Annotated in this window: 21 protein-coding genes; 14 read left to right on the plus strand and 7 right to left on the minus strand. The window is 43.3% G+C overall.

From position 1 onward, the window contains the following. Positions 1-15 precede the first annotated feature (15 nt). The gene (locus tag ACQCT8_RS08895; protein ID WP_426870246.1) at positions 16-405 is read left to right on the plus strand and encodes a VOC family protein; all 390 of its coding nucleotides are present in this window, start codon (positions 16-18) and stop codon (positions 403-405) included. A gap of 148 nt (positions 406-553) precedes the next feature. Here the strand turns inward: ACQCT8_RS08895 and ACQCT8_RS08900 are convergent, their stop codons facing one another. Further along, positions 554-2,614, minus strand: a complete 2,061-nt coding sequence (locus tag ACQCT8_RS08900) for a cation:proton antiporter (RefSeq protein ID WP_426870248.1) — start codon at positions 2,612-2,614, stop codon at positions 554-556. A 155-nt stretch (positions 2,615-2,769) separates the two neighbouring features. Beyond that, entirely contained in the window at positions 2,770-2,952 is a 183-nt protein-coding gene (locus ACQCT8_RS08905) for an SE1832 family protein (RefSeq protein WP_426870250.1), read from the minus strand. 201 nt (positions 2,953-3,153) lie between these two features. On the opposite strand from ACQCT8_RS08905, the gene ACQCT8_RS08910 reads away from it, so the two are divergent. From ACQCT8_RS08910 to ACQCT8_RS08935, 6 genes are all read left to right on the plus strand, one after another. Next, entirely contained in the window at positions 3,154-4,599 is a 1,446-nt protein-coding gene (locus ACQCT8_RS08910) for a circularly permuted type 2 ATP-grasp protein (protein ID WP_426870252.1), read from the plus strand. 1 nt (position 4,600) lies between these two features. Beyond that, positions 4,601-5,569 carry an alpha-E domain-containing protein gene (locus ACQCT8_RS08915; protein ID WP_426870254.1) on the plus strand — a complete coding sequence of 323 codons (969 nt, stop codon included), beginning with the start codon at positions 4,601-4,603 and terminating at the stop codon, positions 5,567-5,569. A gap of 60 nt (positions 5,570-5,629) precedes the next feature. After that, a complete protein-coding gene (locus ACQCT8_RS08920) occupies positions 5,630-6,481 on the plus strand; it encodes a transglutaminase family protein (RefSeq protein ID WP_278241477.1) in 852 nt (283 codons plus the stop codon). A gap of 80 nt (positions 6,482-6,561) precedes the next feature. After that, complete coding sequence (locus ACQCT8_RS08925; RefSeq protein ID WP_426870256.1) at positions 6,562-7,260, plus strand: oxidoreductase; 699 nt, start codon at positions 6,562-6,564, stop codon at positions 7,258-7,260. A 108-nt stretch (positions 7,261-7,368) separates the two neighbouring features. After that, positions 7,369-9,225 carry a cation:proton antiporter gene (locus tag ACQCT8_RS08930; RefSeq protein ID WP_426870258.1) on the plus strand — a complete coding sequence of 619 codons (1,857 nt, stop codon included), beginning with the start codon at positions 7,369-7,371 and terminating at the stop codon, positions 9,223-9,225. A gap of 441 nt (positions 9,226-9,666) precedes the next feature. Beyond that, complete coding sequence (locus ACQCT8_RS08935) at positions 9,667-11,841, plus strand: DNA topoisomerase III (protein ID WP_426870260.1); 2,175 nt, start codon at positions 9,667-9,669, stop codon at positions 11,839-11,841. 82 nt (positions 11,842-11,923) lie between these two features. On the opposite strand, the gene ACQCT8_RS08940 is transcribed toward ACQCT8_RS08935, so the two are convergent. From ACQCT8_RS08940 to ACQCT8_RS08950, 3 genes are all read right to left on the minus strand, one after another. After that, positions 11,924-12,202: a hypothetical protein gene (locus ACQCT8_RS08940; protein ID WP_426870263.1), complete on the minus strand. Its 279-nt coding sequence runs from the start codon at positions 12,200-12,202 to the stop codon at positions 11,924-11,926. A 120-nt stretch (positions 12,203-12,322) separates the two neighbouring features. After that, a complete protein-coding gene (locus ACQCT8_RS08945; RefSeq protein WP_426870265.1) occupies positions 12,323-12,910 on the minus strand; it encodes a hypothetical protein in 588 nt (195 codons plus the stop codon). A gap of 120 nt (positions 12,911-13,030) precedes the next feature. Then, on the minus strand, positions 13,031-14,539 hold the full coding sequence (locus ACQCT8_RS08950; protein ID WP_426870323.1) for an MFS transporter: 1,509 nt from the start codon (positions 14,537-14,539) through the stop codon (positions 13,031-13,033). A gap of 20 nt (positions 14,540-14,559) precedes the next feature. On the opposite strand from ACQCT8_RS08950, the gene ybaK reads away from it, so the two are divergent. The 6 genes from ybaK (at position 14,560) to ACQCT8_RS08980 (ending at position 19,022) form a co-directional block, all read left to right on the plus strand. Then, the gene (gene ybaK / locus ACQCT8_RS08955) at positions 14,560-15,036 is read left to right on the plus strand and encodes a Cys-tRNA(Pro) deacylase (protein WP_426870267.1); all 477 of its coding nucleotides are present in this window, start codon (positions 14,560-14,562) and stop codon (positions 15,034-15,036) included. 85 nt (positions 15,037-15,121) lie between these two features. Further along, positions 15,122-15,466, plus strand: coding sequence for a general stress protein (locus ACQCT8_RS08960; RefSeq protein WP_426870269.1), 345 nt, complete (start codon positions 15,122-15,124; stop codon positions 15,464-15,466). A gap of 129 nt (positions 15,467-15,595) precedes the next feature. Further along, a complete protein-coding gene (locus tag ACQCT8_RS08965) occupies positions 15,596-16,591 on the plus strand; it encodes a GNAT family N-acetyltransferase (protein ID WP_426870271.1) in 996 nt (331 codons plus the stop codon). A gap of 78 nt (positions 16,592-16,669) precedes the next feature. Next, positions 16,670-17,323, plus strand: coding sequence for a YczE/YyaS/YitT family protein (locus ACQCT8_RS08970; RefSeq protein WP_426870273.1), 654 nt, complete (start codon positions 16,670-16,672; stop codon positions 17,321-17,323). A gap of 110 nt (positions 17,324-17,433) precedes the next feature. Further along, positions 17,434-18,597: an acyl-CoA dehydrogenase family protein gene (locus tag ACQCT8_RS08975; RefSeq protein WP_426870275.1), complete on the plus strand. Its 1,164-nt coding sequence runs from the start codon at positions 17,434-17,436 to the stop codon at positions 18,595-18,597. Between the two features lie 254 nt (positions 18,598-18,851). Further along, positions 18,852-19,022, plus strand: coding sequence for a hypothetical protein (locus ACQCT8_RS08980; protein ID WP_426870277.1), 171 nt, complete (start codon positions 18,852-18,854; stop codon positions 19,020-19,022). Between the two features lie 64 nt (positions 19,023-19,086). Here the strand turns inward: ACQCT8_RS08980 and ACQCT8_RS08985 are convergent, their stop codons facing one another. Further along, on the minus strand, positions 19,087-19,521 hold the full coding sequence (locus ACQCT8_RS08985; protein ID WP_426870278.1) for a hypothetical protein: 435 nt from the start codon (positions 19,519-19,521) through the stop codon (positions 19,087-19,089). Positions 19,522-19,701: 180 nt separating this feature from the next. On the opposite strand from ACQCT8_RS08985, the gene ACQCT8_RS08990 reads away from it, so the two are divergent. Then, positions 19,702-20,799, plus strand: a complete 1,098-nt coding sequence (locus ACQCT8_RS08990; protein ID WP_426870280.1) for a PRK06851 family protein — start codon at positions 19,702-19,704, stop codon at positions 20,797-20,799. A 117-nt stretch (positions 20,800-20,916) separates the two neighbouring features. Here ACQCT8_RS08990 and ACQCT8_RS08995 read toward each other — a convergent pair whose 3' ends face one another. Continuing rightward, positions 20,917-22,302: a hypothetical protein gene (locus ACQCT8_RS08995; protein ID WP_426870282.1), complete on the minus strand. Its 1,386-nt coding sequence runs from the start codon at positions 22,300-22,302 to the stop codon at positions 20,917-20,919. Positions 22,303-22,434: the final 132 nt, after the last annotated feature.

Here is a 22,434-nt window from a genome sequence, read left to right on the forward strand (position 1 = left end):
GAAATGAGGGAGAGTATGCTTCACCATCTTGAAATCTATGTCTCTGATCTAAAGCAGTCCTATAAATATTGGAGCTGGCTTCTGGCGTCTTTGGGGTGGCACCCTTATCAAAAGTGGGAGATAGGCTTCAGCTACAAAAGCAGGGAAGCCTATCTTGTTTTTGTGGAAGCCGAAGAAGACTATAAAGAAGCAGGCTATCACAGGAAACGGATAGGTCTAAACCACCTGGCATTTCATGCCCAATCCAAAGAGCAGGTAGATGAACTTGCAGCTGAAATGAAAAGTCGCAAGGAGCGGATCTTATATGAAAGCCAGTACCCTTTTGCGGGTGGACCTGCTCATTATGCCCTGTACGGGGAAGACCCGGATCGGATCAAAGTGGAGATTGTAGCGCCTGCTCTGTAGTGAACGAAAAAAATCTAAAAGTCATTCATCGAAGCAAAAAGGCTTAGACACATTTGTGTCTCAGCCTTTTTGCAGTTCTTGGGTGTGCAATTATTCAGAGACAGCGCAGAATCTACAGCACCACTTAAGATTCAGTGTTTTTTAAAACTTAATCATAATCGCGTCTGAACAAGACTTCTTTCGGCACCTCAGTCCCGCGTGCTCCGCGAAGATCTGTTTCTCCGGTTTCTGTGGGATAGAAAATGATAAAGCTTTCCGGGTTGGCTTTTGCAAGCTTTCTAGGCACCCGTTCAAGCTGGGGATGCCAGGCGATCGTTCCTTTGCGGGCGCTCATGACAATGACCAGGTCATTTTTGCGCAAGGACTCTACAGGCTGATTATATAATTCTTCCCACGACTCAAGCCGGTGCATTAAGGTAGTCACGTTTGGTTTTATAGAAGAAAATAACGTCTCATACCGTTCCACTGTGTCCCGAATCACAAGGCATTCAAGCAAACAATTTAATTGTGCAGCCATGGCTTTAACGATTCTGATGCCATCTTGAATTCCCGGCTTATAATAAGCCCCTTTAGGCAGGATCAGTACAATGCGGTCTGTGGTATTAAGTGGATGACCAAGCTTAACGATCATCGCACGTTCATTTGTATGATCCAGAAAATTATCGATAATTCCTCCGAACAGCTTATTGGAAGGATGTTGTCCATTCCATCCGGCGATGATCGTGGTAATGCGTTCCTCTGCCACAGCCCGTTCGATTCCGCGTCCGATATTTCGGTCCACTTTTATAAGTGAGCGAGCGGGGATATTGGCTCCAGCTGCATAAGCAATGGCATTAGTCAGCATTTTTTCAGCTGAAGCCACACTTCCTTCTACAGACTTTACGTCTTTTTGAACAACAGAAAGAGGGTAGATCGGTTCAGCTGAAAGCTTTGCCTGACGCACTATAAAGCTCAGATCAAGCAAGGTTTGTGTCGTATGGGGGTTGGCAATCGGAATCAAGATACGTTCCGGCCGGTCATCATGGCTGGAGGACTCCACCGTTTCGGCCACTGCAAGTCTCCGTCCGTATTTTTCAGTTAGATAAGGGCCTAATATACAAGTTAAGAGAATCATCACAATAACTGCATTCACCGTTGCCTGGTCGAGCAAAGCAAGCTCAAAGCCGACCAGTGTGGAAGCAAGCGTTGCAGCCGCTTGAGGAATCGTAAGTCCGATGATGACCTGGTTTTCATCGGGTGAATAGCGATAGATTCGGCTTGTAATAAAGCTGGCAGCACTCTTTCCTAGTAATACCGAGCCCAATATGCTTATTGTAAGAATCCAGGCATCAGGACTTGAGAACAGGACAGATAAATCCATGAGCATCCCTACTGATAATAGAAAGAAAGGGATGAACAGGGCATTTCCCGTAAAACGTATCCTGTTCATCAGCGGTCCATGGTCGTAGATATAACGGTTGAGTGCAAGGCCTGACAGAAAAGCTCCGATAATCGGCTCAAGACCTGCCAGCAGCGCCAGGCTTCCAGACACAAAAAGAATCGTCAAAACAAAATTAAATTCCATTTGACCTTCACTATTGGAGTTTCTGAAAAACCATTTTGCAAGACGTGGAGCACCTGCCAAGACAACCAGCGCAAACAACAGAGTGGATGCAATCAGCTGAAACCAAAATCCGGGACTTGCATCACCTGAGGCATACCCTGCTACAGCTGCCAGTATCAGCATGGCAAGGGTGTCCGTCATTAAGGTTCCGCCGATGGCAGTTGTGACAGCTTTATTTTTGGCGATGCCAAGTCTTGAAGCAATTGGATAGGCAAGCAGGGTGTGAGAGCCTACGATCGAGCCGAGCAGAATGGAAGCAGCCCACCCGAAGCCGAGGTAATACCCGACTGCGGTTCCAATTATCAATGGAATACAAAAGGAAAGCAGCCCAAAGGAAATACTTCTTTTTCGGTATTTTTTAAAGCCGTCAATATCAAGCTCCAGACCTGCGATGAAAATAATGAATAGTAAGCCGACTGTACCAAGCAGCTGAATGGTTTCTCCCCGTTCGAGAAGACCAAATCCATTCGGTCCTACAATCACACCGGCAATAATGGGGCCTATAATACCAGGAATCCGAAGCCTGCTCATGATAAAAGGAGAAACTAAAAAAATGATAACGGCAAGTCCAAAAACCAGCACGGGTTCCTGAAAAGGAATATTCATCGTATGATCTGCACCTTCTTCCGTTTGAAATAAAAAATATTTAATGATTATAGCAGAAAGATCCTGCTGAGGTGAATGAAAATGAAAAATCGTCCGTTAGCAAAAGAAGGTGTATTACCTCATTTGCCGACAAACGATTAAAACTGAACGTATTATTAAGATGATTCCGTTTCTTCTTTTCTTAGCTGCTCCAGCTCAGATTCAATATGCATAAGCTTTCTTTCAGCAGAACCGGTATCCATTCCTAATGACTCAAGCTTCTCAAGCTGATCCTGGGCGCGGATGTACTCCTGTTTAAGTTCTTCAATACGCTGTTCGGCTTCTTGTAAATGACTCATGAAGCACCCTCCTTTATCCATTTTCATGCCTATAATTCTACGCTCTTTTCTCTTTTCATGCAAAAAACACGAGACGTTATACATATTTTTCAATTCTTTAGGGTATAGAGTAATAAATCTGAATTCTGAATATTTAGAGGATTTTGTCGTGTCGGTGTCGAAAGATAAAAAGGTACGATAATAAAAAGGAGGGATTCCTGCATGTTTAAGCCGTATCAAACCGATCTTTACTTTGATGAGATGCTCCAGCAAAGTGGAAGCACGAAAGCGCATTATCAGGCATTTCACAATATGATGAATCAGTTTTCTGCAGAAGAATTAAGAGAAAAACATGAAACTGCCCAGCTTAGCTTTTTACGGCAGGGAATAACCTTCACAGTATACAACGATAACGTCGGAACGGAACGGACGATGCCATTTGATTTTATTCCTATTATCGTTCCTCCGGATGCATGGGAAATGATTGAAAAAGGCATGATTCAAAGAGCGGAAGCCCTTAACCTTTTCTTAGAAGACATTTATAAAGACCAAGCCATTCTGAATGATGGGATCATACCTCGCGAATTGGTGGAACAGAACCCCAATTATTTCCACAAACAGGTTGGAGGAACAGACATCCCCCTAAATAATCATATTTTTCTTGCAGGAATAGATTTAATCCGTGACCAGGAGGGAACATATAGAGTACTCGAAGATAATCTTCGTAATCCTTCCGGCATGTCTTATGTATATCAAAATCGATATGTGATGAGGCAGGTATATCCGGAATTTTTTAACCGTCACAGCATTCATTCGCTTGAGCACCAGCTCTCCAATATGCAGGAAGCACTGCTTTCTCATGTTCCTAAGCATTGCAGCAGCAAAAAAAGAGCGGTTCTGCTCACTCCGGGCATGTATAACTCCGCTTATTATGACCATGTCTTCCTCGCTCAGCAAATGGGAATTGAACTCGTTGAAGGGAGAGATCTGCAAGTCCGCAACGGCGTCGTCTACATGAAAACCATCCGGGGAATGCAGCGTGTGGATATTATTTACCGCAGAATTGATGACGAGTATCTTGATCCTGATGCGTTTAATCCTGATTCTGCCCTTGGAGTCAAGGGACTGCTTGAAGCATATAGAAAAGGAAACGTTGCAATTCTAAACGGCATCGGCAATGGTGTGGCAGATGATAAAGCGATGTACGCTTACGTTCCAGAAATGATCCGGTATTATTTAAAAGAAGAACCGGTCATCCCAAATGTCGATACCTACTTTATGCGTAATGAGGAAGAGAGAAAGTGGGCGCTGGAAAGATTGGATGAGCTGGTCGTGAAAAATGTAGGCGCATCAGGTGGCTATGACATGCTCATTGGCCCGCATGCGTCTGCTGAAGAAATAGCCGTTTTCAGAGAGAAGATCGAAGAAAATCCTGCTCAGTATATTGCTCAGCCGACTATTCAGCTTTCCCGTGCACCGGTTTTTCAGGAAGGTGATTTTTACCCTTGTCATGTGGATCTGAGAGTTTTTGTCATGCGGGGAGAGAAAACGCATGTACTTCCCGGCGGTCTTTCCCGCGTAGCGCTGAAAAAAGGATCTCTTGTCGTAAACTCCTCTCAAGGCGGAGGAGGAAAAGATACGTGGGTATTAAAAGGAGGCGAGGGCTGACATGCTTAGCAGAGTAGCAGATTCATTGTATTGGATGTCGCGGAATATTGAACGTGCTGAGAACAATGCAAGAGTACTTGGTGTTCAGCTGATCCAGATGCTAGAAGCCTCTTCTGAAGAATCTCTTGCCAACTATGACTGGGAGACGGTAATAGAGGTATGCGGGTCTCTGGAAGAATTTAATCATTTATACGAAAAGCTGACGATCAATACTATTATTGACTATCTGGCTTTTTCTGAGAGCAACCAGAGCTCGATTTTAAATTGTGTCAAGTTCGCGAGAGAAAATGCCAGAGTAACCCGTGACATTATTCCTGGTGATTTGTTTGAAGTGTGGAATGACCTTTTTCTCGAAAGCACCAATATGTACATTCCGGAAGGCTCGCTGAAGGAAGTGCATGGCTTTTTAAAAAGGGTCAAGCTTGCTTCATTAACCTCCCAGGGGGTGATTGAATCCTCCATGTCGAGAGGGGTTCCGTACCGGTTTATCAAGATCGCAAAATGGCTGGAGAGAGGTGAAAAGACAGCCAGGATATTAAATGTGCTCAGCGAAAAGTCCAATGATGACAGGGAAAGGGCGGACGGCACCAACTATTATTACTGGCGGTCGGCCCTGCAGCTGCTGAATGGGTATGATGAGTATCTGAAAAAATATCCTCCAAGAATGAACGAAAAAGATGTGCTGACCTTCTTAATCTCTGATTATGCTTTTCCAAGATCAATCCAATATTGCATGGACCATGTACGAGAAGCAATTATTGCTCTTGAAGGAGGGAAAGTTTCTCATTATTCATGGAGAATGTATGCAGCGCTTGACCGTTTAATGGCTGAGTTTGATGAAGATAAAATACGGTCTCTTTCCGTACATGAATTCAGTTCATTTCTGGATGATTTCCAGGATCGCTGCAATGATATCAGTCAGGTATTCTCTCAGACGTACTATTTAATCGAACCGGCTCATGTACCTTGAAAGAATCCTTTGCGTACAATAAATAATTGGAGTGACCATCAGCGAGGAAGTGAAAACGGAATGAAATATGAAATTGAACATACAAATACTTTTCATTATGAAACCATAGTGGATCAAAGCATGAACGATATCCGTCTTAAACCTAGAACAGATGAATGTCAACGGCTACTTTATTACCGCTCTGAAATTACGCCTGCTTCCTTAACAAAAGAATATATTGATTTGTGGGGCAATAGCGTTGAATCATTTTTTATCGCAGATTTTCATCAGTCTCTTGAAGTAAAAACGATTTCGACGGTCAGCATTCAGAAAAGTCCTTTTATCGGACGGATTGATTACTCGCCGGAAATGCAGTCGATTTTTCATTCCGATTTATTCAAGAGGCATTATCTTGCTTCATTAAATCAGACAGCTTATACATTTGTTGAGCAGCAGCAAGTGGATAAAATTGTTCAGGAAATCGGCGATACAGAAAATCCTGTGCAATTTTCCCTAAATCTTATGAAATATGTGCATGATATGTTTGAATATGATCCGGTTGCAACGAATGTTGAAACCAAAGCGAGTGAATCCATTGAAGGGAAAAAAGGCGTTTGTCAGGATTATGCCCATGTGATGATTGGCGTCCTTCGAGCCAGGGGAATTCCGGCCAGATACATCAGCGGATATCTGTACGTAGGTGAGAATTCTGCTCTGGTGGGGGATTCTGCCACACATGCCTGGGTTGAAGTTATGGTACCCGGCATCGGATGGGTGGGACTTGATCCTACAAATAACGTAGAAGCGCTTGAAAACCACATTCGGGTGGGTGCTGGCCGTGATTACGCGGATGTCAGTCCTTTGCAGGGCGTTTACAGAGGCGGCAAGCACACTTTGGATGTTAAAGTAAGTGTAAAACTGGTCGATCAATAAGAATAGGATGGCGTCGGGCTTCCCGGCGTCATTTTTAAATTGATTCACTTGCAGCAGAATGATGGTAAGAGGGACAAACCTTGTATAAAATCAAGTGGAAAGCAGGAGAAAAAATGAGACAAAGAACGGCAGTTGTGCTTGGTGCAACAGGGCTGGTAGGGCAGGAAGTAGTCAAAGAGCTATGCAGAAGGGAAGAATACAGTGAAGTGACGGCCATTACCCGAACCCGTTTGACCATAAATCACCAAAAGTTGATCAATAAAATCATAGATTTTGATTATTTGGAAGGTATGCACCTGGGACTGGTGGACGATGTGTATTGCTGTTTGGGGACAACCATGAAAAAAGCCGGTTCAAAAGCGGCTTTTCGAAAAGTGGATTTGGATTATCCATTGCAATTTGCTTCCTTAGCGAAGAAAAACAATGTCCGCCAATTTCTCGTCATTTCTGCTATGGGAGCTGATCCTTCTTCTCCTTTCTACTATAACAAGGTTAAAGGTTTGATGGAGGAGCAGCTGAAAGAGATGAATCTTGCCGGCCTGCAAATTTTCCGACCATCTCTGCTCCTTGGTGACCGAGAAGAGTTTCGTTTTGGGGAGTCGATTGGCGCCAAGGTAATGACGTTAGCCGGCTGGGCAATGGTCGGTCCTTTAAGAACCTATAAAGCAGTCAGGGCAGAACAGGTGGCGCTTGCCATGGTTGAAAAAGCAATAAAAGACCCACATGAAAATGTTCTGGTGTATAGTTCAGCAGAAATAGAAAAAACGGAAAGATCGTAAAATAAAACAGACTGTGCAATCTAAATCCTTCAACTATTTGCTTACAACTGATAAAGTAAGCGAATAGGTTTTTAAAAGTGGCGAAAGGCAGGAAGAGGGGATCCATCTATGTTTAATTCATTATTATTTACTGTTATGCTCGTGGTTTTTCTGGGGATCTTGTCTCAGTGGCTTTCGTGGCGGATTAAGCTTCCGGCGATTGTGGTCATGTCTGTTGCAGGAATTATCGTTGGTCCTGTTTTAGGGATCATTAATCCCGAGCAGGAATTTGGGGATATGTACGGGCCAATTATTTCAATGGCCGTGGCTATCATTTTATTTGAGGGCAGCTTGCAGCTTGATGTGAGAGAGATCAGGGATCTCGGAAAACCTGTCTTTCGAATTGTTACCATTGGAGCGTTTATTGCCTGGATTCTTGGCTCTCTTATCGCGCATTTTGTAGCTGGACTATCCCTGCCGGTTGCGTTTGTTATTGGTGGACTGTTTATTGTGACGGGACCAACCGTCATTCTCCCTTTACTCAGGCAGGCTAAATTAAAACCCCGGCCTGCTAAGATCCTAAAATGGGAAGGAATTATCGTTGACCCGATTGGTGTTCTTCTGGCCCTGTTTGCATTTGAAATCATCCTTTACTTTACGGATGAATCCGTAACACTTCCAACGCTCCTTCTTTATTTTGGTGCAGCTGCCTTTGCTGCTGTGCTCGGCTGGGGATGCGGCAGAGGGATGGGCTGGATGTTTAAAAAGGGATATATACCTGAATTTTTAAAATCACCCGTGTTGTTCGCAGTTGTTTTACTTTGTTTTACACTTGCAGATGAAGTGATGCACGAAACGGGTCTTCTTTCCGTTACAGCGATGGGAATGACACTTGCAAATATGCATATTGCCTCCATGGAAAACATGAGGCATTTTAAAGAAAATATTTCTGTACTTTTTATCTCAACCATTTTCATTATGCTGACGGCTTCCATTCAGATTGAAACCTTCACTGAAATTCTTAATCCTGCGATTATCGGGTATGTGCTGCTCATGCTCTTTGTCGTTCGACCTTTGTCCATCTGGCTGTCTACCATCGGCACCGACCTGTCCTGGCAGGAAAAAACGCTTGTGGGATGGGTCGCCCCAAGAGGAATTGTGGCACTGACCGTTTCGGGGTATTTTGCTTCTGTCTTGTTTGATACAGGTTTTGAAGATGCCCGTTTACTTACAGCGTTAACCTTCGCTCTTGTATTCGCTACAGTCTGTGCCCACGGCTTTTCCATTGGCTGGGTAGCCCGCCGCTTAAAATTGGCAAACGACAGCAAGCCGGGAATTATAGTGGTCGGGGGTAATTTATTTTCAAGAGAATTAGTGAAAGTACTAAAAGAAATGGACATTCCGGCGCTGCTGGTAGATTCTTCTTGGAAAAAAGTAGTGAAAGCAAGACAAAGCGGGCTTTCTACTTTCCACGGAGAGATTTTATCCGAACAGACCGAATACAGTCTTGATATGACACCTTATGAAAACATCATTGCAGGTACAGAAAGTGATGCCTATAATGCGCTGATCTGCTCCACCTTCACTCCTTCGATGGGTGCTAAGCATTTATTTCAGGTTGCTTCAGAAAGAGATCTGGCTTCCAGTCATGAGAGGCTGACGCATACCGTTGGCGGAAGGATTTTATTTAATGAAACAGCGACGCTGCAAAAGCTTACTTCTCAGCTTGAGAGCGGCTATGCGTTTAGAAAAACATTGATAACGGAGCAATACAGCTACGAACAATTTAAAACAGAAATAGATGAAGAAGATACTATAATTGGTGTGCTGAAAGCATCCGGTCATTTTGAGCCATTTGCTACTGATACGGAAATAGCTGTAACAGCAGGCGACACGGTTGTACGAATTTCTTCAGCTTCAAGAGAAAAAGAAAAAATCACCCAAAAATCAAAGAAAGCCTTGAGGAAAAACGGAGGTTCTGACTAATCTGTATTTGAACAAGCAACAGTTTTCAGCCTTAGCTAAAATGAGGTTGCGACATCTTGAAAAAAGTTGCTCAGCAGAAGGCATACTCCTTAAGTAAAGTGAATTGTCAAAGAGGTTGGGACAAAACTCATAAACGTGTAAAAAACGAGATAGTATTTATAAATAGTAAGAGGTGAGCGGAGCGGAAGATGGCGACTCCGGAAGGGTGTGACGGCAAGCTGCGACTGGACAGGGCACCGTCCTGAAAAGGCTCAGCGCCGTCCCTGTTGAGAGCGTCCAACTGAAGTGAAGTGAACCGTTCAGCGGGCCTGAGACTCTTTTGTCCCAGGCTCTTCTTTTTTTAATGCTTAAGAATTCATCGTCTGTTCCCTTGTTATGTTCGAGCCTTTTTCCATGATATAATGGACAGTAGAAACGGACGGACAGGAAAGGATTTTTATGATGAAAAAAACAGTAGTATTAGCAGAAAAACCATCAGTTGGAAGAGATATTGCACGCGTTTTGAAGTGCACAAAAAAGGGGAATGGGTATCTCGAAGGAGACCGCTATATTGTGACATGGGCACTTGGTCATCTGGTCACCCATGCAGACCCTGAAGGATATGGAAAAGAATATCAATCCTGGCGTCTCGAGGATCTGCCTATTCTTCCAAACCCGATGAAGCTCGTAGTCATTAAACAAACAGGCAAACAGTTTCAAGCGGTCAAACAGCAGCTTTTAAGACAGGATGCAGGAGAGATTGTGATTGCCACAGATGCCGGACGGGAAGGCGAACTCGTTGCCAGATGGATCATCGAAAAGGCAAATGTAAAAAAGCCGATCAAACGCTTATGGATTTCTTCGGTTACCGATAAAGCAATCGAGCAGGGCTTTCGCTCATTAAAGGATGGCAAGGGATATGAATCGCTTTACGCTTCAGCTGTCGCCCGTGCAGAAGCAGACTGGATCATGGGCATTAATGCAACCCGTGCGCTTACCACCAAATACAATGCTCACCTCTCTACAGGAAGAGTGCAGACACCCACAATTGCCATGATTGCAGAGAAGGAAGAAGAAATTCAGCGCTTTCGACCTCAATCCTATTACGGGATACAGGCGAAAACAGATGGCTTTACTCTTCAATGGCAGGACCAAAACGGGCAGACAAGGACCTTTGATCAATCAAAAGTCCAAACGATCATGAACAAGCTGAAGGGTAAGCAGGCGGTTATTCAGGAAGTAAAGAAGACACCGAAAAAAACGTACGCTCCTGCTTTATACGATTTAACAGAATTACAGCGGGACGCACATAAACGCTATCATTTTTCTGCAAAAGAAACACTGTCTATTTTGCAGCGGCTTTATGAGCAGCATAAGCTTGTAACCTACCCGAGAACAGACTCCCGCTTTTTAACATCCGATTTGCTTGAAACACTGCCCGACCGTCTAAAAGGGATGCAGGTGAAGCCATACGCTTCTCATGCTGCTAAACTTCTTCGTGGGCCAATTAAATCCAGCAGCAGGTTTATTAATGATGCCAAAGTAACCGACCATCATGCGATCATTCCTACGGAGGAACGGCTTCTGCCGGATGTATTGAGTGACAAGGAATGGAAACTTTACGACCTGATTGCCACCCGCTTTCTTTCTGTCCTGCTGCCTGCTTACGAGTATGAACAAACCGTTATTACAGCAGACATCGCAGGTCAAAAATGGACAGCGAAAGGAAACATTCCGACTGTGACTGGCTGGAAATCGGTCTTTGATGCAGATGATGAAGAGGAGCAGGAGGATGTAAAAGCACAGAAACTTCCGGACGTGAAAAAAGGAGAAGTTCACAGCATAAAAAAATTCGTTGAGACAACGGGTGAAACCAAGCCCCCTGCACGTTTTAATGAAGCGACTCTCCTATCAGCCATGGAGAATCCAAAAGCGTATATGAAAAATGAAAAGAAAGAACTGGTAGAAACGCTTGGAGAAACAGGAGGTCTTGGGACAGTCGCGACCCGTGCAGACATCATTGAAAAACTGTTTAACAGCTTTTTGATTGAAAAAAGAGGGCAGGATATCTTAATCACGTCTAAAGGAAAACAACTGTTAGAGCTCGTTCCGGAGCCATTACGTTCACCGGTTTTAACAGCGCAGTGGGAGCAGAAGCTGGCTTCCATTGCAAAAGGGACGCTTCAAAAGAAAGATTTCCTTAGGGAAATGACGGCTTTTACAAAAGAAATTGTTCAATCGATTAAAAACAATGATGCTAAATTTAAGCACGATAATGTGACAGGCACCCATTGTCCCGATTGCGGGAAACTCATGCTTGAAGTGAAGGGCAAAAAAGGGAAAATGCTTGTATGCCAGGACCGGGAATGCGGTCATCGTAAAAACATTGCAAAAGAAACGAATGCAAGATGTCCAAATTGCCGCAAAAAACTGCAGCTTCGCGGAGAAGGAGAAAGCCAGACCTTTAGCTGCGTGTGCGGATACAGAGAAAAGATGTCTGCTTTTCAAAAACGACGCAAACAATCTTCAGCAAGCAAAGCCGGAAAAAAAGATGTGGCAAACTACATGAAAAAGCAAAACAAAGAAGAACCTGTAAACAGTGCGCTAGCGGATGCACTCAAAAATTTAAAACTGTAGCTATTGCTATGATTGCGTAAAAAAAACCGGTGGAACTGCCCATCATGGGAAGGTTCCATCGGTTTTTATATTACGGAAAGGTTTAGCATATTGACCTATCCCCATCCGACAGTTCCCCGCTTTGTGTATGAACATAATCCGTTCCACTCTCACAGTTATCTATATTTTCCCATCGAATCACATACCTATTCCATTCGCGGCTTATGGATGTGATTTCAACTTTTCCGATGTTCACTGTCCGGTTTTCAATGATTATCTGTTTCGCTTCATTCTCTGAGATTTTTGGGTCGGAAAAGCCGTTGCATCCGCTCAATACCATGCTCATTAAAAGAAAAAACAATAAAACGGTATGTCGTTTCATTAAATCCGCCTCCAACTTTTTTTAATTAGACGGAGAACCTATTGATGCCGTTACATTTTTCTCCAAAGAATACGGATTGAATTTGGAATGCATTAAATGGGGAAAGCGACTGCCTGAATATTAGTTAAACTTCCCCTTCATCACGTAAACAGCATCATACTGCTTTAGCAGCTCAGTATTTCCATCCGGGTCTTCGAAATAGCTTTCTGCTAAAGAGCTCACAATATCATCATTGGAATAAGCAAAATACGATAAAACCATTTCCCCTTCAAATGGGAGGGTTTCATCAAGATAATCTCCTGAAATTCTAGAGGCATTCTCAGGGGGCTCAACTTTGAAAGATGTACTTCCGCTGCCGTCCTCGTTCGTCACACCAAGGTTAATGGATAGAAGGTTTTTATCCGGGTCGTCCATGTACACGTCATTAGAACTGAATACAATGAAGCCTTCATTACTAACAGGAACGCTAATGTCTGCAACATTTTTTATAAATTCTCCATTTTCATATTCTTCAATCCATACATTAACTTCACTAACCTCGTCTCCTGCACTAAAGTCAAAGATCGTGTAGTCTGTGGATGATACAGACAGAATCGACATTTCCCTGTCACTTAGTTCAGCTTTGCGCACTGTATTCAGTTCCTCTTCATTACAGGCGTTTAAAAGGGGGATCGCAGCCAATAGCGAAATCAGCAATCGTTTTTTCATAAACTTCCTCCTACAGCAATATATCCTTATATTATCATAGGAGGAAATTTTATGAATTATATAAATAAAATATAAAATCTCCGGATCCAGTCAAAACACGACTAGTTCCGGAGAACATAATTAATAGGATTCAGCTTGCTTATCAGCCCTTTTGTAAAGTACAGAGAATAATACTGCGGTCAGAGCAGCAAGCAGACTTAGCACAATAAATAAATTGCTGTAAATAACATTCAGTCCGCTTTCAGATAGGAAGTTAAAACGGGTCGTCACACCTTCAATTTCAAGCACCGCTCCAAAGATTGCGCTTGAAAAAGCACCGCCCATAAAGTTCAACAAATTAAACAGTCCGATTCCAACCCCATTCTGTTCAGGAGAAAGGGTAGTGGTTAATAGATCAGCTGTAGAGCTCTGAATTAATGGGAAACCAATATAGGCTACCAGCATGCACAAGGAAATGATCCAGGCCACGCTGCCCGCAAAGGTGGAAATGAGCAAACAGCCTGCTGCGATAAGAATTAACGCAGTTTTTACAACTGGAACACCGCCCTTTTGGTCAATCACCCGTCCGCCGTATTGGCCGAGGATTCCGCTGATAATGGCGCCCGGAAACAGCACCATGCCAATTCCAATCGTAGACAGCGCATTTAAATCTCTCAGCATAATGGGAATGACAAAGATCAGACCAAACAAACACGCAGTACCAAAAAAGCTTGAAAACACTGTTACGGTATAGCGTTTGTTTTTAAGAATAGAGGGCTGGATAAAGGGTTCCTTAGCCTTAACGGTTCGCCAGATAAAGAGAGCAGCAAACAGAGCGAATGCGAGTAACAATCGTGCATCAAACGTTGTTATAAAAAATAGAAGTGAAGCAGCCGTCAGCGCAACAAGAGCGGCACCGGGCAAATCCACAGAACCGTATTTTCTCTCTTCCTGCGGCAGCCATTTGCGGAATAACGGAATGGATAAAGCGGCAAGCATTGAAAATAGGAATAGATATCTCCAACTGAATGCTCCGCCAATGATTCCGCCTAAAATAGGACCAACTCCTGAAGCAAAGGCAACCGTTGACGCAACGTAGCCAAATACTTTTCCTCTGCTGCTTGGCATAAAGCGGGAGGGAATAATAAAAGAAAGAGCGGGAATGCTCGCACCACCCATGGCTTGAAGCATCCGGGCTAAAATAAGCACCTCAAAGCTTGGCGACACTAAGCCAAGAAAAGCTCCGAGGGAAAATAAAGCAATGCCAAAAGTAAAAAGTGTACGGATCGGAAACAAGTCTGCGAGCTTTCCATACATTAAAGACCCGATCGCAAAAACTAAAATGTAGCCGGTCATCACCCAGCTGACCTGTGACGGGGATAAATCAAATTCCGATGATATATCAGGAATCGCTACATTAAACATCGTGCCGTTCATGACGGTAAATGCTAATATTAAACAAACCAGGAATGTCAGTTTCTTCTTTTGTGAATCTGGCACTTCGTTTGTATGATTGGATTGATTTTTCATAAAAAACCGCCTTTTTAAACTCGTATAGAGCTGTAAATTATTTCGATAACCAAAATAATCATAAAGGGTTTTAAGCAGGATGTAAAACGTATGACACCAAAAACGCCTAAGTAAAACAATTCAAAAAACGGGGTGGAGAAATGGCAAAAAAAGCAAAAACAAACGCGATGAGAAAGCTCGATGCCCACAAAATCCCTTACAGCGTTCTGGAATACGAGACAGCGGACAATCTGCTTGATGGGGTATCGGTAGCGCAAAAAATTAACAGACCGGCAGAAGCCGTTTACAAAACATTGGTTACCCAATCACCCGACAAGCAGTATTATGTTTTTTTAGTTCCAGCAGAAAAGGAGCTGCATTTAAAAAAAGCAGCACGCACAGCAGACGAGAAAAAACTGGAGATGATTCCGGCAAAAGAACTGTTAACTGTGACCGGCTACATTAAAGGTGGATGCTCACCTATCGGAATGAAAAAAAAGTTTCCAACTTTTGCAGCAAAGCCGGTTAATAAAGAGCTCAAAATGATTGTCAGTGCCGGGCAGATTGGGATACAAATCGAACTGAAAGCGGAGGATCTTTTGGACATAACAGAAGCAAAGGAAGCAGACATTCTCTAAAGAACGTCTTCTGGGGGAAAGGTTTAACCAGTAGAAGAAAGGGTATAATTTATCCTGTAGACGTAATTAGAGGAGGAGATAACAAATGAGTTTATTTTACAAAGAATTTTCAAATGATGAAGAAGTGGTAAACGCAGTTAACTCCATTAAAACAAGAGGCGTAAATGAAGATACGATTTATGTCGTGACTCATGATGATGACCGCACAAAGCGTGTAGCTGATAATGCTGATGCAAACACGGTTGGAGCATCTGAGGTCGGCTTTGGAACGGCAGCGAAGAATGTTTTCCGTAAAAAAGGGGACGAGCTTCGTGCACAGTTTGAAAAGCTTGGATTTACACAAGCTGAAGCTGATACGCTGGAAGACAAGCTTGACCAAGGTAAAATTATCGTCGTTGTGAAGGATGCGCCTGCAGGTTTCACAATCTAAAATAACTGAAATAAGCCCCGGGTGAAAAGAAAATTTCATCCGGGGCTTTTGTATGCAAACTTTTAGTTCAAAAACCTTTTTGATGGGAATTTTTGATAGAATATAAGTAAAACAAAAGGGCTGATGAATGTGAAAGAGGTCGTTGGAACGTGTGCAGGATGCGGGAAAGATGTGGTATGCAGAGACGGCTTTTTTGAAGGAGAGATCGATCGTGGTGCATCCTTTTGTTTTTCTTGCGGCAGAGGGCTCCGTGCTGAGTTTACAGAGGAAGAAATGGGGAGTTTCATTGCCGAACTGAATAAAAATCCTGAACAGCATACAGGCTACTGCGGAACAGACGTCAAGGAAGTGACGCACACGCTCAAGACGGATTTTTCAGATCTTGCTTTTAAAGAGTCTTTTGTCGTATTAAAAGAGAACGGGAAAATTATCGCAGCCCTTGGAGCAGACTGGGACCAGAGCGCAGCGTCAGGTGAACTGTGGGGTCCCTTCAGTCTGAATGAAGGTGGAAAATGGCAGGAGGATGCAAGCAAACTTTGGAGGCTCCTGCAGCACAAGATCAACAAAGATGGAATGTGGCATGGCTTTTATAATGTACAAAACCAGCAGGCAATTCAATGGATCAGCCTGCTAGGCGGAAAATGCAAAAGTCGGGAAGTCATCCTTCGGGTTCTACCTGAGGAAATAAAGCCAGACGAAAAAATAAACGTAGAGGAATTTACCGAATCATATACAGATGAATTTAAGAGCTTGCATATAAAGGTTTTTCCAGATAGCTATTTTTCCAGTGATGATATTCTGAGCCGGAAAAATAATTGCAATCGTTTATTTGTCATACAGAAAACTCAGCAGCTGGCCGGATATGTGTATGTAGAAGCAAGCCCTTCACACGGTGAAGGTTCCATTGAATTTATGGCAGTGAACCCGGAATTTCGGGGAAAAGGAATGGGCGAGGCCCTTTTAAAAAAAGCAGCAGCATTTCTTTTTCAAGACATGAATGTAAAAGAAATCTCCATTTGTGTAAATGCCGAGAATGAAGCAGCGATCCATTTGTATAAAAAAGTTGGCTTTAGCGAAAAGTACCGGCTTGATTTCTATAAAGTACAAAATGGAAATAACAGATGATATGAGTATTTTTCCGGTCGGTAAATGTGGTAAAGTGAGGGGATAGTTTTATACGTATGGTTGAAAGAAGGAAGATAAATGAAGCAGCATTATGGAGTAAGATGGACTTTTTTTCTCACAGGACTGGTTATTTTAGCGCTCGGAATTACACTCACCATTAAAGGGCAAAAGCTGGGCATTGGTCCCTGGGATGTCCTGCATCTCGGTTTGTTTTGGCAGTTTGGCTTAACAGTAGGAACCTGGTCGATTATTATGGGGCTGTTGATTATTGCAGCAGTTGTTATGATTACGAAAAAACCACCGCGAATCGGTGCGATTTTAAATATGCTGCTCGTTGGACTATTCATCGACGTCTTTAACTGGATCATTCCGGAGCCTGAATCATGGGCAGGAATCATCGCCATCTTTCTACTCGGCATTGTCGTCATGGGCTGCGGAGTAGGAATCTATGTATCTGCTAATCTTGGAGCAGGGCCAAGGGACTCCGTTATGATGTTAATTGTAGAAAAAACCGGATGGAAAATCAGCAGGGTGCGAAGCGGAATTGAGCTTGTTGTTCTGGCGGCCGGCTTTAGCCTGGGCGGTCCAGTTGGAATTGGGACTGTTATTGCAGCTCTTTGTGTCGGTTCAGTCGTTCACCTTTCACTGCCGCAAAGTCAGATGCTGCTTGCCCGGTTAACCCAAACGAATCATTCAGCAGACGAGCCGCGTTTAGCAGGAAGAAAAGGCTGAAACTTCAGCATCATACAGCAAAATTATTGCCATATTATCCAAGCAATCCAGTTGGAATAATGAATACACTTACTGTAGACTGAAGAAAATGTAATGACAGGAGTGGTTCGGTGTACGATTTTATTCGGACGGATGAACAGCGCGCAATGGTTGAAGAACTGAAGCAGCTGTTGCCCGCTTTTAAACAAAGAGAGCCGGAGTTAAGCAAACTCCATTCGGTGCCCGCCGAAAATATAAATGATCTTATTAATAAAAACTATCATACATTAACGGTTCCAGAGGAATTTGGAGGCCAGGACAAGGGATTATATGACTTTATTTTAGCGCAGGAAACGATTGCATGGGGAAGTGGCGCTACCGCTCTATCCATCGGCTGGCATGGAGGTGCTTTACTTGAGTGGAGTGAACTTCGCCACTGGAGAGAAGACGCAATTTCCTGGCTCCTGCCGAAAATTTCAGATGGAGCGCTTATCAACACAGCAGCCACTGAAAAGGGAGCAGGGAGCCCAACACGCGGGGCTTTGCCAAGGACAACAGCTGCTGAAAAAGAGGGTCACTGGGTGATCAATGGGGAAAAATCATTTACATCTCTTGCCCCATTAATTGACTATTTTCTAGTTACGGCGACGATTGCCGGCACGGAAAATATAGCCACCTTTATTGTTCCCGCCACTGCAAAAGGTGTTTCTATTAAAGAAACCTGGGACAGTGTAGGAATGCGGGGGACGGCCAGTCATGATCTTGTCATGCAGGATGTAATCGTTCAGAAGAATCATTTATTGAAGGAACATACTGCTGATAAACGTGCTTCTTCACCAGGCTGGCTGCTTCATATACCTGCCTGCTACATTGGCATTGCCGGTGCAGCAAGAGAAGAAGCGGTTTCCTTTGCAGCAGGATATGTCCCTGCCTCATTAGGAGAGCCTATCGGCAATCTTCCTACCGTTCAACAGCAGATTGGGGAAATCGATATAGAACTGACGAGTGCCCGGCAAATTTTGTATCATGCCGCGTTGGCCTACGAAGAAGCGGCTGACAAAGATGGGGTAAAGGATCTTCTTCAATCCGCAAAAGTAACCATTACAAATTCAGCCATTTCAATAGTAGATAAAGCCATGCGGATTGTAGGACCTTCAGGCATGTCGGCATCCAGTCCCATGCAGCGGTTTTACAACGACGTCAGAATGGGCATTCACAACCCGCCGATGGAAGACATGGTAAAAGCTTCTCTTGGCAGCGGGGCCATCAAATTCCATCAGAATCGTGATGTGTAAAGTGCAGGGAATTTAAACAGCAAAATCATACGAAGATTAGTGGGCGCCTTCATCGACGGATGAAGGCGCCCATTATTTTTCTCTAAAAGGTAAAGGGAGGAGTACAAGAAAGCTCAACCAGTCTCTAGTACTAGTAGCTCAAATTCCAATAAACTGAGCTACTTCATTTATATTTTCCAATCAATTTCAAGTCTGTCGAGTCCAGAGATCATGCAAAGAAAATTGAAGTTTTTACAAGGACAGCAGGATTGGACATGATTGTACAAATTAAGGAATTTAAGACAGTATCTATTAGTAGTATGAGGAGAACGAAGCGGAAGGCGGCGACTCCTGCAGGATATGACGGCAAGCTGAGACCCCGCAAGGCGCAGCCGAGGAGGGCTCAGCGCCGTCCCTGCGGAAAGCGTCCGACTGAAGCGCAGTGAACCGGTCAAAAGCTTTTTATTATGTACATTAAGGTTGAAACATTCCTAGACTATACTCTAAAAGTTACTCTGTATTGCCAGAAGCAGTTTCAAAATAAGTCTCATCGCCATTATTGAAAATTCTTATCACATCGTAATCCTTATCGGGCTTCACTTCGTAGTACAATTGATTATCCATTGTGGATGAATAATCAGTCGTGGTATCGGTATCGTAGAAAAGGTTTAATGTGCTTCCATCTGCTTCTACTTTGAAATTAGTAAAGAATTCAGCCTCATCACCTTGTTTAACGTTAAATTCATTTAAATAAACGAAAATGGAATCATTCTCTTCATCGTTATATAGATGAACCCCGTTTTCCTCCTTTACCATCGAAAAAAAAGTCTGAACATCTTTAGAAAGTTCATTTTTTTCTTTAGCAGAATAGTTTAATTCCTCATTATTATCACATGCATACAAAATTCCAACCGTTATCAATATGAAACAAATTGGTTTTATCAATGGACTCCCCCTGACGTGATGAAAATATCAACAGCCGACCTGTATGTGTTTCGACAGACAGGATTATATTTCCTTTTCCAACCAAAAAATAATAGATGAAATTTCAAAGGGTTTAGGAGCATAAACCTCTCCATGAATCATATACATTTAGGTAGATTGGATGTTAGGGAGGGATGCAATTTGACCGGAAAGATCCGTCATTATTTCGCCGGTGGCAATACGGCAAAAGGGTTTCACCATTTTTTTGACTCAAATCTTGCCTCACTCAATAGATTATGGATTTTAAAGGGCGGACCTGGCACAGGAAAGTCAACGCTTATGAAACAGATTGGCCATATGTGGCTTGAAAAAGGATATGACGTAGAATGGATTCATTGCTCAGCTGATCCTGATTCACTTGATGGAGTCATCATTCCTTCGCTGAAAGTTGGTTTAGTAGACGGAACAGCTCCTCACATTGTTGAGCCCACTGCACCGGGCGCTAAGGAAGAATATGTGAACCTGGGCGAGGCGTGGGAAAGAAGGATACTTGTACAGCATCTTGAAGAAGTGAAACAATACAATAGAAAAATAGATGAATGCTATAAAGAGGCTTATTCAAGTTTCGCTGAGGCTCTGCTGATCCATGATGAATGGGAAGACATTTACATTGGAAATCTCGACCGAAAAGCAGCAAACCAACTTTCTCAAAGCTATATAGACGATCTTTTTGGCAAGGTCAGCTTAAATAAGAAGGCGGAGGTTAAACATCGGTTTCTGGGTGCTGCCACATTTAAGGGAGCAGTCGATTATGTTCCCAATCTGACCTATGGACTTACGAAACGGTATTTTATCAAAGGAAGGCCAGGGACAGGAAAATCTACTTTCTTGAAAAAAGTAGCTAAAAAAGCCGAAAACGAGGGTCTTGATGTTGAGATCTACCATTGCGGGTTTGACCCTGAAAGTCTTGATATGGTGATTGTACGCGAGCTGGGGTTTGCGATCTTTGACAGCACCGCGCCGCATGAATACTTTCCCGAAAGAGACGGGGATGAAATTATAGACACATACGACAAAATGATTCGTAAAGGAACAGATGAAGAACATGAACTCATCATTCAGGAAATTCGCAAGCGCTACACAGATAAAATGAAAGAAGGAACGGCCAGCTTGAAAAGAGCAAAGTACTTGCATGATGAGTTAGAATCGATTTACATTCAAGCGATGAATTTTGAGCAAGTGGAAAAAATTCAGCAGTCCATCCATGAGCAGATATGTGAAATAGCTCAAACCCAATAGCCTGTTTAGGGAGAAGCGTCCGTCTGAAGCGCAGCGAAGGGGTCAAAGAGCCTGAGACAAATTTGTCTCAGGCTCTATCTTTGCGCAAATTATTTTTTTCTGTTCCATGATTTGTGGTCATCTCATCGTTTGAAGCAGCTGCTGGAAAGCAGTGGCTTCATCCATATTTCCTGTTTCACGGTAAAGAGTAAACAGCCATTTTACTGGAGCGGGATCGTCCGGTTTCAGCTCCATTTCGTAGCTGAAGGAATCGATGGCTTCACCTTTTAAGCCAAGGCTGTAATAAAGTTCTCCAGCCTGGGCCTGTTTATCCGGGTCCTCAGCACAGGCGACGAGATTTTTGACTTTCTGATGAATGGGCAGATGGCATTGCACTTCTTCTAAAGGCTTGAGCCAATTTAATAAATAGGGAAGGCCATGTGTTTTGCTTAATACGGGAATGCAGGCGGTCAGCAAAAGATCCAGATCGTGTTTTTCATTTTTTAAAATCGGTATTAGTACCATGCTTAATTGTTCAATCGGAAGACTGTGATCCCATTTAACCAGGGGAATGGCTTCTTTTACACTCCGGATATCCTGAGGTTCAAGGAGATATGGATGCTCAATCAGCGTCGTCATAGCTTCTTCCCATTCTTGAACGCGGATGCATTGTCTAAATGCCTCCTTGTGGATATATGGACGAGGTGCCTTGGTCATGTGCAGGAGAAGATTTTTTTGCTCGTTTTGATCAAACAGCTTTTTTGACTGATCCAGAAAGAAAGGAAAGGTTTCTTCATGATCTGCCAGCTCGTGTTCTTCCGTTATTAGAGCAAAGGCTGCCAGCGAGTAGTCTGGATTCATGCCATATAAAGCAAACCACCGGGGGTGATGATCAGAGGAGCTTCGTTTTTGCCAAAGCATCCATTCCAATGTGCCTGGGTCTGATTCGGCGAGTGAAGGGGACAAGGTTTCATACTTACGGTGGTAAGAAGAAAAAGAGGCATCCTGTTTGGTTCGGGCAACCCATTCATGTTCAGGGAATGTGTTCTCTAATGAAAGAAGAACAGAATAGGCTTTGCCCCATTTTCCATCCCTGCGGTAGTCATAGTAAGAATCACGCATGACCTTAAATAATTTCTCCTCCTGTATGAGCGAATCAAGACAGCCGAAAATGATCGAAACCTCAAGGAGTGAAAATCGTTTTCTGGTCCAGGAAAGCAGCTCTGTCAACGAGCGGTTCTTAAGGGTTCCATGCTGCTCTATAAGCTTTGAAGCAAGGGGGTGCGGACATAAAAAAACAATTCCTTTTGTCATCGCCTGTTGAAGATAACTGCCTCGCTTTGAGCGGGTTACCTTTTTGGCGGCAAGGAATTGTTGCCTGTAAAAATATGCGTGATAAAGTGCTCCGTCAGCTGACCGGGCTTCTAAAATCGTACAGGGAGAATGAAATGCCACTCGTGTAGGGGTGAGGCTGGTTTTGCGGTTGCCTTTTTCCATTAGGGTGATCGTGGTAAGACGGTTCATCCAAATCCCTCCTTTGATACGTTAACCATATCACACTTACATAAAAAATAGGAAGCTAAATGCTGGAAATCAAAATGACATAGGCGATAATTGTCCGTATCAAGTAAACATGTTAAACTGATAACGGGTAAA

This window comes from Jeotgalibacillus proteolyticus (assembly GCF_050107735.1).
Classification (GTDB): Bacteria; Bacillota; Bacilli; order Bacillales; family Jeotgalibacillaceae; genus Jeotgalibacillus; species Jeotgalibacillus proteolyticus_A.